Here is a 15,947-nt window from a genome sequence, read left to right on the forward strand (position 1 = left end):
CGGACTTGCAGACTTCTTCCACCCATGTTAATATGTTAAAAACATCCGCATCCTCTCAATAAACATTAAAGTTAATTTTACTTTATGAGCATATACCTGCGTCGTAGTTTTTATTTGTTTATACTTTTCCTTTCCCCATTTATATTAAGTTCATGTCACTCGCGCAAGGCCGCTATGCGCGGCCAGCCGGGTGAGGTGGTTAATCCCTCGCCTGATATCGCTTCAAAATATTCCGAAATTATGGAGGTTGATAAGGGCAGTATTCAAAATGGTCGCCTTTACGCTTTTATTGATCAATGGATGGGTACGCCTTACAAATTTGGCGGACTTGATAAAGATGGTATTGATTGCTCCGGCCTGGCATTTCTGCTGGAACAGCAGGTCTATGGCGTCACCATTCCCCGCATGACCAGCAAGCAGATCTCCGTCATCAAACGAAAATATGAAGATGAGCTAAAGGAAGGCGACCTGGTGTTTTTCGATTTCGACGGAAAGCAGTTTAGCCATGTTGGGGTTTATTTGCAGAATGGCTATGTTGTGCATGCCAGCTCACGTCGCGGGGTTATCATTGTAAAACTACGCGATCCCTCGTTATACAAATACTTTTCAAGGGCTGGCTCAATCGAAAATGTGCCCACCAGCATGAATTAAGTAACACAAATTTTAGAAGGATTTTTGCGAATTACACCAATATTAAGCTTAAATCACATTGGTGTAATTCGTTAAAATTTGACCCAATTGGTGTGTTTATTTTCAATAATTTTGCGCTGTTATGGCCGACAAAAAACAAGATTACTCATTCTGGACTAAGTACAAGCGGTTCGCAGGCACCGAGATCATGCTTTATGTGATCATGGTGCTTGGTATTATCCTCGGTATCGTGATATTTAGTTACCTTTAACTAAGGTAACGTTATCATTATCTACATCCGCAATTGACTGGTAAAAATCAACAAGGTCCTGATAGGTGTCTTTACTATATGTACCATCTATGATCTGTAGCTTGCGACTGTATACCAGCTTATCCCCATTTACAGTTGCACTTGATTCAAACTTTCCGAAAGGTTTTTCGATACTTACTTTTTTAGGGCGCATATCAACCTTGTATCCTGCGGGTAGGGTATAAGTGATCTCATCCTCATCGGTATATCCACGGTTAATGTAAACATCGTTATGTCGGTTACGGACCTCACGTAACGGCGAACTTACACGGTTGGCCGGGTTGGCCAGAAAAATTATTTTTCCGTCAGATACCGAGGCATAGTCTGTAGCCGAAATTTTTAACGTTTCGGTAGTGTATGGTTGTTCAACTTTAAACTGCTTCAGATCTGCACTTTCAATATCAAGGTTATTAATGGGATAAATCTTCTTCAGATCTTTGATCTGTTCTGTTTTCGATTCATAGATCACATGGTCGCGATCTTCATAATTAGTGCCCTTGAAATTGGTAACCATTGTACCCGACAGGTTACCGTTGGCACTCAATGTAAAATTGGCTTTGCGCTGTTCGAGATTAGCCTGGGCCGTGTATTTTGGCGTACGCATTAATTTGCCGCCCTGTGGGGTACAGGCCAGTACGATCCTGTCGTCGGTGAAATCACCTAAAAAGCCAAAAGGTATGTTCTGACTGGTACATTCTAAAAAGGTGGTATCATTTTTAAAAGGCAGGCATAAAATAACATGATTGCCCTGGTCAATGCTTGCAAAGTCGGGCTGGAAATTTACCTTCGATGATCCTGCATACACCACGCAGTAATATGAATCGATGTCGACAGCCTTTAATAACGCCTGTGTGTAGTTAACGAGGGCTTTGCAATCACCATAATTTTGAGCGTCAACATCCGAAGCCAGGAAGGGTTGTAAGCCGCCTATCCCTACTTGGATGCTGATATAATGCGTTTTGCCCTGCATGTATTCATAAACCTTACGCGCTTTGGCTTTAGGATCGGTTATTGATGCTGTAAGCTCCTTCATGCTTGCCACAGTTTGAGGCGAAAGCTGCTGGCGGCCTGCATTAAGCTTGTCATATTGCCATTGCCCAAGTTCTTTCCAGTTGGTAAATGAGCCACTGATACCACGGTAAACGAATTTTTCGGGCACTATTTCCAGGCTGGGCATTATTGATCGGTAAACAGGGCTATATGGCTCATGCTTTAAAGCTTTAAGGTTATTAGTTTGCCAGGTGTATGTTTGCATACCCTGTTTATTTGTACCAATTGTTGGTTTAACAGATAAATTGGTTTGTTTGTATTTGATCTTAAAATCGGGCTTGCAGATTAATGTATATGAGCTTTTTTCAACGGCTATACCATCCGAAGGTATTGGGAGCCAGCCTTCAAGGTCAAGTGATTGTTTCGACTTTACATCATATTCATAACTGATGGTGTAAGGATAATCTGCTACCCTGGGCCGGTAATGTTTTATCTTCAGGTCGGTAAAAAGCGAAAAGCCATCACGGTTGGTATTATCTTCAAAATCGCTTTCTGAAAATTTGCCTGTGGGTTTGCCCCATTGGTTATAAATAACGCCTTTTATATCCTTGATATACCGGCTTTTGTCATGCCATATCGCTATATCAACGTCATCGTCACCATTTTTATTGAGTACAGTTATTACTTGTTTTACGTGACAAAGTGTGTTATCTAAGTCTTTAACCTCAACAGTAACTTCCTCATTACGCACTATTGAACTGGCATAAGGCAAAAGGTCTTTTGAAATGAGCGATACGTCGTAGTTTTCCTGTGCTTTTACACAGGTTACCGCCAAAAAGATAAAAAGGGTAGTTAAAAATGCTTTCATTATTTTTTCCTGAAGATCATATCCCCTTTTTCCGTTAGAATGATCTTATTAAACAGCTCCTTAAGATAAGGGTATTCGGCCGAATCATAAACCGACTTGTTAAACTGGGTAATGTTTGAAAAGGTAAAACTGTTATTGTCCTGGCTCTCAAACGTGGTAGCAAACATGCCGCCTTTGTTTGGTAATGAAAACGCCACTATCTGGGGCGGGGTTTCAATGATATATTGTGCAGGCAGGTGCATTACCAAAACCAGCCTCTTGTCTGAGGCAAAGGCCCAGTCTACCGGATAATCACGTTCGGCAAGTTTGAAGGGATTGGTAGTGCGTTTTTCCCAAAAGTAAGGGTTAAATGCAAGCTTATCATGATTGGTATTATCAAACGCATCTATCTCCACTTCAAAGGTTTCACGTAGCGGGTTGTCAAGGCTGTCGAGATTTGCTATATCTGATTTAAATACTTTTAATTTAGGTTGTTTCTCATCAAAATCTTCAACGTATTCATCAACTGTATTAAACTTTTTAATGGCTTTGCGTTTTTCGTAAGCGTCGTAACCTTTGTAGTAATTGGTTATTGTGCCTTTTAACTTCCCATTATCAAGCAGTGTAAGATCGAACATCCGTGTAGTGGCTGCTTTGGGCTGGGTGCTTAACTCTATCCAGTATGATGGTTTATTGAGGCTGATTACCCTGCCCTTATCATTGATACATTTAAGGGGAAGCAAGCCAAACGAGAGCAGCGGATCGGTAGCGTCAAGCAGATAGGTTTGATCGCCAATAGTTAACCTGGCTATAACGTAGTTAAAGTCGCTAAGTACCGGGTAAAGGTTATTCACCATTCCATGGTCGCGGGTTGAAAGCAATACGGCATCGGCGTTAAGGCCAGCGGCGCTTAGCGCGGTAATAAGTGTCAGATTAATATCGGCGATACTGCCGGCATGTGTATCCAATGATTTTTTTACGCCATCGGTGCTGTAGATACCTATATAATCATTCCACTTTATTTGGCTTTTGATCCATGCATAAATAGCTTTTGCCTTGTCAAGGTCATTTGCCTTACCTGCAATTACCGGCCCAATGCGTTCTTTAAGTAAGCTGGTCCTTTTCATTTGAACGCCAAATTCATCGGATATCTTTAATTGATGGTCAACGTCGCCCCATTCTTTTGTCATAACGGTTTTGACGTTGTTATAAGGGTTGGTGTATTCAACAAGCTCAAAAAATATAGCTGATAAAAAGTTTTTACGGGCGGTCATATAATCTTCATCAACAAATGCAGGAATGTCCTTCATGTTGTAAGTAATATGTGAGCAATCGGCTTTTGCACCTCCCGATGAAAAGCATTCACGCTCAACTTCCGAACTACTTTTGGTTAATTTCAGCGCCCCGCGTAACGAAGCGTTGAATGTCCAAAAGCCCGGGATGTGTACTTCATACTGCGAATTTATTTTGGGGATATCGTCCTGAAATGCCCATTCCCGGAAATTGTCCCAATATGGTGAGATAAGTTCGTATTTAAATTCAATAACGCAGCCGGGCCGTAAAGCCGGCAACGCAAACTTTACAGTGCTGCCATATTTATAATCTTTAGATGTAAATACCTTTTTGGAATCAAGTTCGGCCTTTTGAATAATACCGTTATCATCTTTATAATAAGTAAACCCGCTAACATTGTTAACTTCTTCTGCGGAGTTATCGCCATTGTGGATAGGTATAGCTATAGTACCGTGAGTTAATCCTTCCTTGGTGAAAATTTTAATTTTGGCATGATAGGTGTGAATGAGCCTGATATGGTCCATGTATTCATCTATACGAACACTGCCAAACTCGTTTAAAAAAACGGCGTTGGCCTGCGGATCTTTATCATATTTAACCATATCAATTTCCGGTCCTTCTATACCGGTTTCAAAGTCCTGGCCCGACGCGAGGTGTGATAAGGTAATGAAAATCAAAAGAATAAGAAGAAATCTGTTCATGCAAATTGTGATAATTAGGGATAATCAAATTAAATAATAAATTGGTATATTAAATAAATTAAAAAATTTATTCTGCTGATTAATTTTAGGACATTTGCGACCTTTGCATCTCTGAACACTTACAAATGAAATTAAATTTAAAACGGCCCCTGGCTTTCTTTGATCTTGAAACAACAGGTACCAATATCGGTGCCGACCGTATAGTTGAAATATCTGTTATCAAGCTTAACCCTGATGGCAGCGAAGAAGTGAAAACGTGGCGTGTTCACCCGGGCATTCCTATCCCACTCGAGTCGTCGCTGGTGCACGGCATTTATGATGAGCATATACAAAACGAAAAGCAATTTAAAGAACTTGGACAGGAAATAGCCGATTTTATTGGTGATAGTGATTTGGCCGGATACAATTCAAATAAGTTTGATATCCCCATGATTATGGAGGAATTTTTACGTTCCGGAGTGGATTTCAACCTGGATGCCCGCCATTTTGTTGATGTACAGAACATATTTCATCAAATGGAGCAACGCACGTTAAAGGCGGCCTACCAGTTTTATTGCAATAAAGTAATTGAAAACGCCCATTCGGCCGAAGCAGATACCCGCGCTACCATGGAGGTTTTGCTGGCGCAGATTGAGCGTTATGAAAATGTAGAGTGGGAAGATAAAAAAGGCAATAAAATAATCCCTGTTGTGGGCGATGTTGAAGCGCTGCACGCATTTACTAACCTGAGCAAACCGGTTGATTTTGCCGGTCGTATGGTTTATAATGAACAGGGCGAGGAGTTGATAAACTTTGGCAAACATAAAGGCAAACGTGTTGAAGACGTATTAAACGCCGAGCCAAGTTATTATTCGTGGATGATGCAGGGTGATTTTCCGCTTTATACCAAGCGCAAGCTCGAAGAAATTTATACCCGCTGGAACGCCAAAAAAGTTGCCGAGCGTCAGGCAAACAAAGCAGCCCAGCCAAAACCGGCCGATCAACAACCTGCTGCCCCCAAACCTGAGTATCAGAAAAAAGAATACACAAAGCCCGATCATACTAAAAATCAACATTATCAAAACAAACCTTTCAAAAAGAAGGATGAGCCTGCCCAGCCTGTTAACGATGATATGCTGGCTCAGTTAGCTTTGAAGTTTAAAAAGGGGTAAATTTGTCTGAACCCTGATTTTTAGGATTAAAGGATTTTCAGGATTTTTTATGAAGCCCTTGCAGGTATTTGTGCAAGGGCTTTTTGTTGATAATATTCTGAAACCTAAGCTTCATGGATTCGTTCAACTTTAGCCTTTAGCCTTTAGCCTTTAGCCTTTAGCCTTTAGCCTTTAGCCTTTAAAAAATCAATATTCCTTTTTAGCCCGCTAAATTTCGTGCGTTTAACAGCCGAGTTTTTGAATACTTTTTGAAAAATATCCTGGGTAATGTCCTGCCAGTCGGTAGTTTTCAAGTGTAGCAAATCGGGGTGCGGAGTAAAGGCCGGCTCGGTATTAAGCACCGAGAAACGGTTCCAGGGGCAAACATCCTGACAAACATCGCAGCCAAACATCCAGTTATCCATCTTGCCTTTAAACTCCTGCGGAATTTCATTTTTAAGCTCGATGGTTAAATAGGAGATGCAGCGGCTGCCATCAACCACATATGGGCCAACTATAGCATCGGTAGGGCAGGCGTCGATACAATTGGTGCAGGTGCCGCAATGATCGGCTGTGGGGGCTATATCGTATTCCAGTTCAAGGTCAATGATCAGTTCGGCCAGGAAAAAGAACGAGCCGGCTTTTTTGTTGAGCAGGTTGCTGTTTTTGCCAATCCAGCCCATTCCTGCTTTACGTGCCCATGCCTTATCAAGTACTGGAGCCGAATCAACAAACGCACGGCCGCCTACTTCACCAATTTTATCATTAATGATTTGCAGTAATAGCCTCAGCTTATCTTTAATCACCGTGTGGTAGTCAATTCCATAAGCGTATTTAGAGATTTTGGGCGATAACGGATCATCCTGTTGCTGATCGGTATAGTAATTTATACCAAGCGAGATGACAGATTTTGCCCCATCAACCAACAAACGAGGGTCAAGGCGCTTATCAAAATGGTTCTCCATGTACGCCATTTCGCCATGCATGTTTTTATTAAGCCAGGCTTCAAGGCGTGGAGCTTCGTCTTCCAAAAAATCAGCCCTGGCGATGCCGCAAAACAGAAAGCCAAGTTTTTGCGCCTCGTTTTTAATGAGTTGACTGTATGTTGATTTGTTTTGCTGCATTTGTGCAAAGATACTATAAATTGAAATTGGTGAGTGTACAGAGACGCCCCCCAATCAGGTTTGTATACTTGCATAAGCACATTATTCGTTATTATACTTTACTCCGTTTTGCTATAAGTTTACTATTGGTTCAGTTTTTGTATCTGATTAAAAAATAAGAATTTATAGCATGCTTGAGCATATTAAATATTTGCCTGCGCATGTGTTAGGGATGCATGCAGCAGGCCACGTTACTATTGGCGATTATGAAAGGGCTTTACGACCATTGCTTGAGCAACAGGTAAAACAAACCGGGCGGATAAACTTTTTACTGGTGCTGGAAACTAATATTAAAAATTTTACAGCAGGTGCCTGGTGCGGTAATATCAGGCTGGGCCTTAAATATTTTACCCGGTGGAACAAAGTTGCTGTTGTAACCGATCAGGACGGTGTTCGGGAGTTCAGTCATTTGTTTAAATATATTTTACCGGGCAAGTTTGCAGGCTATAGGCTGGAAGAATTAGACGAAGCCGTAAAATGGATAACAGGAAATAAATAAATATCATTATGGAAACTATAGATGAAAGAGCAGCTATGAATAATGATGATTCAGATCTGCACAATGATGAGTTAGGTGAAAATACCGGTGATGATACCATAATAGCCGAGATAGTTCATTTAAAGCCCGACGAAAAGGATATTAGCAAAATGCCGTCGTCAAACAAAGGGCAAGGCCCGGCGGGTGAGGATTTGTGAGCCGTCCGCCCCCAAAAGGGGAATCGCAAGTTCCCAGCTTTTTAGTCCTTAAATTGATGGCTATGCCTAAATAGATGGCAGAAAACAAGAAATGCCAACTCTTTGAGCCGGCATTTCTTATTTAAATATCCTCCGTATCTCCCCTTTAAGGGGGCGGGGGCTAAAAGCTGTTCCTGATACTGTTGCTTAACGTTTTAGTGCTCCAGTACCCGCTATCCAAAATCCGGCGCACAGTCATTAATGGATCGGCTTGATCACGTTTATCAGCTAATTGGAAAGCCATTTTAAAACCACGTTTCCTAAGTTCAGGTAAAGCGGCTTTGTTCCAGATACCAAACGGATAAGCAAAGTAATCCATTTTTTTGCCGGTGATCTCTTCCAACGTTTTGGTTGGTTTTTCGATTTGGGTAACCCAGTCATCCACCGGGCGATTGGTTATTTTACCGTTTTTACCAATGATTTTGAGGCTAGAAGTGTGTGAGTAACGGTCAACACGGTGGTGGTCCCAGGTATGGCTGGCAATAACGTTACCTTCATCTGATAGTTGTTTTACCTGCTCTTTGGTCATGTAATGCGGACGGCCTAACGATACGGTCATCACAAAATAAACCGCTTTAAAACCATACTTTTTAAGGGTAGGATTGGCAATGGTGAACTGATCAAGGTCGGTATCATCAAACGTAAGCATGATAGGTTTTTTAGGCAGCGGCGCGCCTTTGGTAAGATATGCATAAAGCTGATCGGGCAGTATGGTATGGTAACCGCTGTCGGCCAGCATTTTGATGTGCTCTTTAAAAGCAGCAACCTGAACTATATAATCTTTAGCGTTTTTTGAATCGGTAGGCTTCCAGTCGCGGATTTGGTGGTAGCAGAGGATAGGTACCTGTTTGCGGGCTAAAATAGCGGCCGCATCACCCTGTGATGTTGCATTGGCAGCCGGAACTTCGGCAACAGGGGCAGCAGTAGTTGATTTATCTGATGGCTTCGACTGGCATGAAACAGCGCCGAAAGCACAAAGGGCCAGCATGGCTAACGTTTGTTTTATCATATTATAGGTTGGTTTTATTCCTTAATTAACGGCAGCTAAAATAATAATTATATAACACGCAAGCCTTGCGATGTAAACAAAATTAATTAAGACTTTAAGTATGATAACCGGATAATTATTCGCTTTTATTGATGATCTGCTTCAGGCCCGGCTCGCATGTAAGCAGGTGCCATCCGCCAAAAACTACAAACACTTTGTTATGGGGTTTAAGCAGATTGTCAATGGTGCGAAGCAGGCTTTGATCCCTGATCTCTTTGGAGGCTCTGCCAATTTCCTGAAATTTTCCTTTGGGGTCAAACGGATTGGTAGGTTCCAGCTCCTCGAGCTTAAAAGGGCGGTTAAGCAGTTTTTGATAGGCGGCTTCAAAATAATCCAGGGTTTGCTCAGCCGGTGAAAGCTTTACTCCACCTGTTTTCATGATATAGCCTTGTATAAATTTAGCATAATTTGCTTTAAATGCCGCGCTATCGGTAACAGGAGGCCGTTGGCCCCACATAAAACGTTCGGTAACTATATAAGCTAAAAATTCGCTGGTAGTGTATCTCTTCAATAGCTCTTTAAATTCAAGGCTATCGGTCATGTCGCCGTTAACGGTTATAATTTTAAGGCTATCTGCAAGGGTTTTGGTAAGCCCTATTTCACCATCTTTTTGAATGGCTTCTTTTTTTGAGGCGAAAACCTTTTTTGAAACATCTCCTCCTTCGTTAACACATACATCAGGTCTGAATTCAAAAAATGCCTTTTCGATCCCCTTAAACATCGGGTTTTCGGTGTCGTTGTTATCCGGCAAATGGTTAACGCCACAAAAAACAATCTCCTTTTTGTCGTTTTTAAACCTTAAGATGTAGGGATTGGCAGGCAGGTGCCCGGCAGCATCAAGTTTGATCTTTAAGTAACTAACCGTTGGGTAAACCTCAGCGGGTGCTTTGTCTTTTTTGGTTCTGCAGCTTAACAAGGCCGAGGAAAATAACAGTAATAAAGTTATGTATTTCATCGGCCCTGTTGTGTTTGTTATAAAACTATACGCTTTCCTTCTTTTATTGACCGCTTGGCGGCATCCAGGATTTGCATAACAATCATATTGTATTTTAATGATGAACGGTCATCCGGGTGCCTGAGCGGATTTGCGAGGGCTGAAGTAAAATAGGCTACCGGCGCATCAGCTGGTGCTACCAGTGGGGCAGCTTTATAACCTCTTACACGGTTATTAACTTTTATTTCAACACTATCCTTATCGAAGGCATGGATATAACCTTTAGCACCGAAAATCTCCATATCCTTGATACTGAAAGGCCAGTTCCAGGAGGCTTCAATTTGCCCGGTGGCATTGGCGTATTCAACCAATATGGTGGCATCATCCTCAACCTTCGGATATACGTTTGGTTTATAATGCCTTGCGATAGCGGTTACTGCTATCGGGCGCTGGCCCTTCATTAGCCAGGTCATCAAATCAGCGCCATAGCAGCCAAAATCATTCAGGGCGCCTGCACCATTTAATACGGGATCTGTTAACCAGCTCAAAAAGTCTTCGCTGCAGCCAATTTCGCGTGGCCCCTGGTGCCCGTCATGTACCACCATTTTACGGATCAAACCTATGCTGTCCTGCTTAACGGTATTATAAACATCCTGAAAGGATGGGTACCAGGTAGTTTCATAATTTGTTAATACTTTGACGTAGTATTTAAGAGCCAGAAACTCCATACGTTTAGCTTGCTCAAGGGTGGCGGCCAACGGTTTTTCAACCATTACAGAAATACCTAAGGGTGCGCAGGTCTCCACAATATCCACATGTTTGCCAACAGCGTTGTAACCCAACACAATAGCAGGCTTACGGGTGGTGCACATTTTCCTTAGGTCATCAAAAAACAGGGAATCGGGCAGGTTATATGCTTTGCCAAATTTTTCCCAAAGCTTTTTATCAGGTTCGGCAATGCCTACAATATTTACGTTTCCTTTTCGGTACTCACTTAATATGAGGTGGATATGGTCATGGTTTAAGCCCATAATACCTACTTTTAGCGTCGGTACGGGCTTGTGTATCACGGGTATGGTGTCTTTTTTTGCCTTGTTAACTGAATCGGTAGGTGCCGTAACCGAAGGGGCTGGTGCTGTACCTGGTGGCGGTGGTGTTGTTTGTGCCGATGCGATAGTTATGCAGCTTAAAAAGAGCGTAGTAGTAGTGAGCAGTAGTTTTAATTTGGTTTTCATGATTGGTGGCGATGTATACGTTTATCTCAAAATAAGGATGGATTTCCTCCCAGCTTTATCTTTCCTAAATGTTTGTAGGCAGCTTCAGTAGCTTCACGGCCGCGGGCCGTACGCATTAAAAAGCCTTCCTGTATTAAAAACGGTTCGTAAACCTCTTCAATTGTGCCCTCGTCTTCACCAACTGCTGTTGCAACGGTTTTTAAACCTACAGGACCGCCTTTAAACTTATCAATAATGGTAAGCAGGATCTTGTTGTCCATTTCGTCCAGTCCGTGACTATCTACATTTAAAGCGTTCAATGCATACTGGGCAATCTCCGTATCAATCTTGCCATTTCCTTTGATTTGGGCGAAATCACGTGTGCGGCGAAGTAATGCATTGGCAATACGGGGGGTACCACGGCTGCGGCGGGCGATTTCATAAGCACCTTCATCAGTAATAGGTGTTTTTAGTATCGATGCCGAACGTAGTACAATGGTGGTAAGCAGTTTGGCATCATAATATTCCAGGCGCGAGTTGATACCAAACCTGGCCCTTAGAGGCGCAGTAAGCAAGCCGGAACGGGTAGTTGCGCCTACCAGGGTAAACGGATTAAGCGAAATTTGTACCGAACGGGCATTGGGGCCGCTCTCCAGCATAATATCTATCTTAAAATCCTCCATGGCCGAGTAAAGGTATTCTTCAACCAGCGGACTTAAGCGGTGAATTTCATCAATAAAAAGAATATCCCCGGTTTCAAGATTGGTAAGCAAACCCGCCAAATCCCCGGGTTTATCTAAAACAGGGCCTGAGGTGATCTTAATGCCTACACCCATTTCATTGGCGATAATGTGTGAAAGGGTGGTTTTGCCTAAACCCGGAGGGCCATGCAGCAATACATGATCAAGCGCCTCTCCGCGCTGGCGGGCCGCCTGTACAAAGATCTTTAAATTAGCTAATATTTTATGCTGACCGGTAAAGTCTTCAAATTGCTGCGGGCGCAATACTTTTTCAATATCACGTTCGGCCGGACTGAGACGTTCGCGTTCAGGGTCAAGATGCTCATTCATTGCCAACGAAATTAGTAATTTTTTAGGCCAAAGGTGAAAGGTTAAAGGTAAAAGGTTTGTTTCTTTTGAGGAGGCGAAAGGTTAAAGCTAAAAGGCAAAAGGTTTTTTCTTTCAGTGGATAGATTAATTTGCTTTAAAGACAAAAAGTTAAAGTTTTGTAATGTAACCTTTAACCTTTCGCCTTTATCCTTTCACCTTTAAAAAATCACCCCTCCGGGTACTTCCTGAAAATGCTGTTGATCTTCATCTGGATCACGCCTAAAAATGCTTCCCGGAAAATACGCGTCGACATTTTGGAGGTACCGGCAGTGCGGTCGGTAAATATAATCGGGACTTCTACCAGCTTAAAGCCATGTTTAATGGTAGTATATTTCATCTCGATCTGGAAAGCGTAACCAACAAACTTGATTTTATCCAGCTTAACGGTTTCAAGCACCCTGCGTTTGTAGCACATAAAACCCGCGGTGGCGTCTTGCACTTTCATGCCGGTTATAAAACGTACATATACTGATGCAAAATAGCTCATCAACACCCGGCTCATGGGCCAGTTTACCACGTTTACGCCAGTTACATAACGGGAGCCTATTGCCGCGTCGGCACCATCAATACAGGCTTGCCTTAGTTTCAACAGGTCATCCGGATTGTGCGAAAAGTCGGCATCCATCTCAAAAATATAGTCGTAATGGCGGGCTATACACCATTTAAAACCATGTATATAGGCAGTGCCCAATCCCTGTTTACCGGCTCGTTCTTCCATAAAAAGCCGACCGTCATATTCAGCTTGCAAACTTTTTACTATCTGCGGCGTACCGTCGGGTGATCCGTCGTCAATGATCAGGATATGAAAATCATGAGGCAAGGAAAATACCTTGCGGATCATCCGCTCGATATTTTCCTTCTCGTTATACGTGGGTATAATTACTATGCTATCGGGCACTGAATCGTATTTTGAAAAATGATGTAAACGTTTAAGGTGCGAAAATAATCAATTTACAGAGCATCAAAACAAAAAAACAGGAAAGCTTGCGCAATCCTGCAATTTTGGGTAATATTTTACAGGTTATGAGTGTCGGCAATAACCTGGTTTTCCACGTAAGGGTCGGTAATGTAATTTCTTTCTTTAAGGCGTGGAGAAACGATCAGGAATATGATGATGAATACACTGATGAAAACCACAAAAAACCATTCGTAATTGGCACCCTTAAGATTTTCAGCCCACCAGCCCCCGTCTTCAATAAGACCATTTACAAGGGCGGTGATCAGGTTTCCAAACGAAACAACCAGGAACCAAATTCCTGACATAGTACTTTTCATTGATTTTGGAGAATGGGTATAAGCATATTCCAAACCGGTAATTGACACCAATACTTCAGCAGCTGATAATATTAAAAAGGCCAGCACTTGCCACCACATTGACGGAGAGCCACCATGATCAATACTTACATGTGTAAAACCGATAACTACAAACGATAATGCTGTTAAAACCAAGCCGGCACCCAGCCTGCGCAAAGGTGTTGTTTTTAATCCGATCTTATCTAAATTGGGATAAATTACATAGTTAAACAGTGGTATGAATAACAAAAGGAAAACAGTATTAAATGTAGACATTGAACCTGGTTCTATCTGGAATGAGGTAAAACCAAGATTGATGTTTCGATCCATTTTTGCAGCATACAGCGTCCATTCTGAAAGGCATTGGTCCCAAACAGCCCAAAACGCCAGCGCAAAAAAGAATACAGAAATTACGCGGTATACCGCTTTAACTCCTTCAACGCGTTCCTGGTCATAACTTTCTTTGGCAATATCAAGTAATGATTGCCCTGGTTTCTTTTTACTTAAATGGGTAATTGCATACCAGGTAATAAACACCAGGTTATTTCGGTTTACGCCCTGCGGAGGCACTTTTACATATTTTTTGCGGCCCATAAAAAATATAACAGTTGCCAAACCCATTAATATCCCGGGAACACCAAAAGCCCATTTAGGGCCGTAATATTTGTAAATGGTAGGGATAGCAATCGTTGATAACATAGAGCCTGCATTGATGCTAAAGTAAAACCAACCGTAAACTTTTGAGAGCAAATCCTGGTTGCTGGCATCAAACTGGTCGCCTACGTTGGCCGAAACGCACGATTTGATACCACCCGCACCGATGGCGACCACAAGCATACCTATCTCAAAGCCACTAAGGCTTGTATCAAACATCGCCAGCAACAGGTGTCCAAAGCAATATACTACAGAAATATAAAGGATGAGCTTGTATTTGCCGGTAAACCAGTCGGCCACCATGCCGCCTACAAATGGTAAAGCGTAAGCCACCATAACAAATAAATGGTTCAGCTTATTGGCATGGGCATCAGCCTGTTGGGCTAACGCGGGATTACCTGCAGGGTTAAAGAATTGTTTTACCAAAAAAAGGGTAAGTATGGAACGCATGCCATAAAAGCTAAAACGTTCAGCGGCTTCATTGCCAATAATGTAAGGGACGCTCTTGGGGAATTTTGATTTTAGTGGAGCAGTTTTTTCTTGCATCAGTTAACTTAAAATTTGCTAAAGGTAATATAAATCTTCCAATCCGAAATTTAATACCGAAAGTGTTACAATTTAAACAATAAAAGTGTTGATTTTGGGGCTATTGCTGTTGTTTAATTTCTTAATGTTTTACCGGTAAAAGGGCGCGGTCTTTTGCGGCTTGCTTTTTGGGATCAATATATTCGTTATCGGTGGCCGAATTGCCGTCGGCAATGTTGCGCATGTCAAGGTTTTCTATATAAGTCCAGCGGCCATCTTTTAATTGGTAGCCATCGTAACTCAAATCGGGGCCAAAGGTTTCAGGTTTGTCTTTACTCCGGCCATCTGGCGCCGAAAGATGGTCAAAAACAATAATATTTTTCTCTGGCACAAATCTCAATAGCATCGATACCTGCCGGGCGTACTCAAATATAACACGGCTGCGGGTTTTGCCATTGCCGTTAAACACGGGCATGCCAAACTGCGGCACACCATTGTTAAATGAAATTGCATCGATCACTTTTTTTGTGGATTTAACGGTATTACCTTTCCACCCTAATAATACATAAAATGGTTTGGGGCCGTACACCGACATTATCTTATAGTATTGGGCACCATACCATTTATGGCTATCGGTTACCGAATCCTCTGGGTTTTTCAATAAAGGCGAATAATCTTCGAGCGGGTACATTTTGAGCGGGCCGCCGGTATTTATTTGAACAGTTCCATAAAAGCGATAACTGCCATCGAGGTTTGTAACATGCCAGCTCAGGATGCGAAAACGGTTATCGGGCGAGTTGACAATGCTGATGCTTTTAACCGAATCAAAAGGGAACAGGAATGAGTTATTGACCTTCAGCGCTTGTACCAGTGTTTTAATGAACTGATAATTGGCATTTTTACGCTCCATGTCGTTCTCATCATTTACAATTTTTTTGCCAAGGCGAGTGAGACTATCCTGGTATTCGTTAAGTTTTTTGAGCCTTGTACCTTCGTCATGGTATTGCGCAAAAGTTTGCATGCAAAGCAGTATGGAGAAGATAGTAAGAAGGGTTTTTTTTGTCACTATTTTAATTTAATTAGTTGAGCTTATTTTTTATGTCTTTGCGAGATGGCTTTGCAAGTTTCTTTATATAGAATGAGATTGTTTCGTTTCTTATAATGACGTAATAGTAAGCTGTTGGTTAGTATTGTATTTATACTCTATTTTATAAATATGGGCGTTGCCTGAGGCCCGGGCTTTCCGTTACAAGTCCTCGCTTTGCATGCCCGCGACCCAACCTGCGCTGTGGGCTTTTCACTGCAATCCCTAACGCGCCCCACGCGCAACATCACTAAAATATATTTTGCTTATAATGACGTTATTTATAA

General features: G+C 42.1%; 15 protein-coding genes. 5 read left to right on the forward strand and 10 right to left on the reverse strand.

The genetic code is table 11. The annotated features are described in order from the left end of the window. Nucleotides 1-84 precede the first annotated feature (84 nt). The gene (locus ABID99_RS07115; protein ID WP_090526655.1) at nt 85-651 is read left to right on the forward strand and encodes a C40 family peptidase; all 567 of its coding nucleotides are present in this window, start codon (nt 85-87) and stop codon (nt 649-651) included. A gap of 121 nt (nt 652-772) precedes the next feature. Continuing rightward, a complete protein-coding gene (locus tag ABID99_RS07120) occupies nt 773-901 on the forward strand; it encodes a hypothetical protein (protein WP_255485375.1) in 129 nt (42 codons plus the stop codon). Here the strand turns inward: ABID99_RS07120 and ABID99_RS07125 are convergent. Next, nucleotides 888-2,798, reverse strand: a complete 1,911-nt coding sequence (locus ABID99_RS07125; RefSeq protein ID WP_373613290.1) for a DUF3857 domain-containing protein — start codon at nt 2,796-2,798, stop codon at nt 888-890. The two genes, ABID99_RS07120 and ABID99_RS07125, sit on opposite strands and share 14 nt — an antisense overlap. After that, nucleotides 2,798-4,771: a DUF3857 domain-containing protein gene (locus ABID99_RS07130; RefSeq protein ID WP_373613291.1), complete on the reverse strand. Its 1,974-nt coding sequence runs from the start codon at nt 4,769-4,771 to the stop codon at nt 2,798-2,800. The genes ABID99_RS07125 and ABID99_RS07130 overlap by 1 nt, the downstream gene beginning before the upstream one ends. 125 nt (nt 4,772-4,896) lie before the next feature. On the opposite strand from ABID99_RS07130, the gene ABID99_RS07135 reads away from it, so the two are divergent. Next, nucleotides 4,897-5,922 carry a 3'-5' exonuclease gene (locus ABID99_RS07135; protein WP_176627595.1) on the forward strand — a complete coding sequence of 342 codons (1,026 nt, stop codon included), beginning with the start codon at nt 4,897-4,899 and terminating at the stop codon, nt 5,920-5,922. A gap of 164 nt (nt 5,923-6,086) precedes the next feature. On the opposite strand, the gene queG is transcribed toward ABID99_RS07135, so the two are convergent. Then, nucleotides 6,087-7,025, reverse strand: coding sequence for a tRNA epoxyqueuosine(34) reductase QueG (queG, locus tag ABID99_RS07140; protein WP_090526662.1), 939 nt, complete (start codon nt 7,023-7,025; stop codon nt 6,087-6,089). Nucleotides 7,026-7,194: 169 nt separating this feature from the next. Between queG and ABID99_RS07145 the strand changes: the two genes are divergently transcribed. Further along, on the forward strand, nt 7,195-7,563 hold the full coding sequence (locus ABID99_RS07145; protein ID WP_090526664.1) for an STAS/SEC14 domain-containing protein: 369 nt from the start codon (nt 7,195-7,197) through the stop codon (nt 7,561-7,563). 8 nt (nt 7,564-7,571) lie between these two features. Continuing rightward, the gene (locus tag ABID99_RS07150) at nt 7,572-7,760 is read left to right on the forward strand and encodes a hypothetical protein (protein ID WP_090526666.1); all 189 of its coding nucleotides are present in this window, start codon (nt 7,572-7,574) and stop codon (nt 7,758-7,760) included. Nucleotides 7,761-7,920: 160 nt separating this feature from the next. Here ABID99_RS07150 and ABID99_RS07155 read toward each other — a convergent pair whose 3' ends face one another. The 7 genes from ABID99_RS07155 to ABID99_RS07185 form a co-directional block, all read right to left on the reverse strand. After that, nucleotides 7,921-8,808 carry a polysaccharide deacetylase family protein gene (locus ABID99_RS07155; RefSeq protein ID WP_373613292.1) on the reverse strand — a complete coding sequence of 296 codons (888 nt, stop codon included), beginning with the start codon at nt 8,806-8,808 and terminating at the stop codon, nt 7,921-7,923. A gap of 115 nt (nt 8,809-8,923) precedes the next feature. Further along, nucleotides 8,924-9,802, reverse strand: coding sequence for a hypothetical protein (locus tag ABID99_RS07160; RefSeq protein ID WP_373613293.1), 879 nt, complete (start codon nt 9,800-9,802; stop codon nt 8,924-8,926). A gap of 17 nt (nt 9,803-9,819) precedes the next feature. Next, entirely contained in the window at nt 9,820-11,016 is a 1,197-nt protein-coding gene (locus ABID99_RS07165) for a Gfo/Idh/MocA family protein (protein ID WP_373613294.1), read from the reverse strand. A 26-nt stretch (nt 11,017-11,042) separates the two neighbouring features. Next, nucleotides 11,043-12,065, reverse strand: a complete 1,023-nt coding sequence (ruvB, locus tag ABID99_RS07170; RefSeq protein ID WP_090526672.1) for a Holliday junction branch migration DNA helicase RuvB — start codon at nt 12,063-12,065, stop codon at nt 11,043-11,045. A gap of 205 nt (nt 12,066-12,270) precedes the next feature. After that, nucleotides 12,271-13,002 (reverse strand): polyprenol monophosphomannose synthase, encoded by a 732-nt coding sequence (locus tag ABID99_RS07175; RefSeq protein ID WP_090526674.1) that lies wholly within the window; start codon nt 13,000-13,002, stop codon nt 12,271-12,273. Between the two features lie 116 nt (nt 13,003-13,118). Then, nucleotides 13,119-14,597 carry an MFS transporter gene (locus ABID99_RS07180; protein ID WP_373613295.1) on the reverse strand — a complete coding sequence of 493 codons (1,479 nt, stop codon included), beginning with the start codon at nt 14,595-14,597 and terminating at the stop codon, nt 13,119-13,121. 121 nt (nt 14,598-14,718) lie between these two features. Next, the gene (locus ABID99_RS07185) at nt 14,719-15,642 is read right to left on the reverse strand and encodes a hypothetical protein (RefSeq protein ID WP_373613296.1); all 924 of its coding nucleotides are present in this window, start codon (nt 15,640-15,642) and stop codon (nt 14,719-14,721) included. Nucleotides 15,643-15,947: the final 305 nt, after the last annotated feature.

Source organism: Mucilaginibacter sp. OAE612 (genome assembly GCF_041806395.1).
In the GTDB taxonomy this organism is placed as follows: Bacteria; Bacteroidota; Bacteroidia; order Sphingobacteriales; family Sphingobacteriaceae; genus Mucilaginibacter; species Mucilaginibacter rubeus.

Bases quoted from the DNA above. Each gene is read 5' to 3' on its own strand.
- ABID99_RS07115 (WP_090526655.1), top strand. From the start codon at position 85: ATGAGCATATACCTGCGTCGTAGTTTTTATTTGTTTATACTTTTCCTT.
- ABID99_RS07120 (WP_255485375.1), top strand. From the start codon at position 773: ATGGCCGACAAAAAACAAGATTACTCATTCTGGACTAAGTACAAGCGG.
- ABID99_RS07125 (WP_373613290.1), bottom strand. From the start codon at position 2,798: ATGAAAGCATTTTTAACTACCCTTTTTATCTTTTTGGCGGTAACCTGT.
- ABID99_RS07130 (WP_373613291.1), bottom strand. From the start codon at position 4,771: ATGAACAGATTTCTTCTTATTCTTTTGATTTTCATTACCTTATCACAC.
- ABID99_RS07135 (WP_176627595.1), top strand. From the start codon at position 4,897: ATGAAATTAAATTTAAAACGGCCCCTGGCTTTCTTTGATCTTGAAACA.
- queG (WP_090526662.1), bottom strand. From the start codon at position 7,025: ATGCAGCAAAACAAATCAACATACAGTCAACTCATTAAAAACGAGGCG.
- ABID99_RS07145 (WP_090526664.1), top strand. From the start codon at position 7,195: ATGCTTGAGCATATTAAATATTTGCCTGCGCATGTGTTAGGGATGCAT.
- ABID99_RS07150 (WP_090526666.1), top strand. From the start codon at position 7,572: ATGGAAACTATAGATGAAAGAGCAGCTATGAATAATGATGATTCAGAT.
- ABID99_RS07155 (WP_373613292.1), bottom strand. From the start codon at position 8,808: ATGATAAAACAAACGTTAGCCATGCTGGCCCTTTGTGCTTTCGGCGCT.
- ABID99_RS07160 (WP_373613293.1), bottom strand. From the start codon at position 9,802: ATGAAATACATAACTTTATTACTGTTATTTTCCTCGGCCTTGTTAAGC.
- ABID99_RS07165 (WP_373613294.1), bottom strand. From the start codon at position 11,016: ATGAAAACCAAATTAAAACTACTGCTCACTACTACTACGCTCTTTTTA.
- ruvB (WP_090526672.1), bottom strand. From the start codon at position 12,065: ATGAATGAGCATCTTGACCCTGAACGCGAACGTCTCAGTCCGGCCGAA.
- ABID99_RS07180 (WP_373613295.1), bottom strand. From the start codon at position 14,597: ATGCAAGAAAAAACTGCTCCACTAAAATCAAAATTCCCCAAGAGCGTC.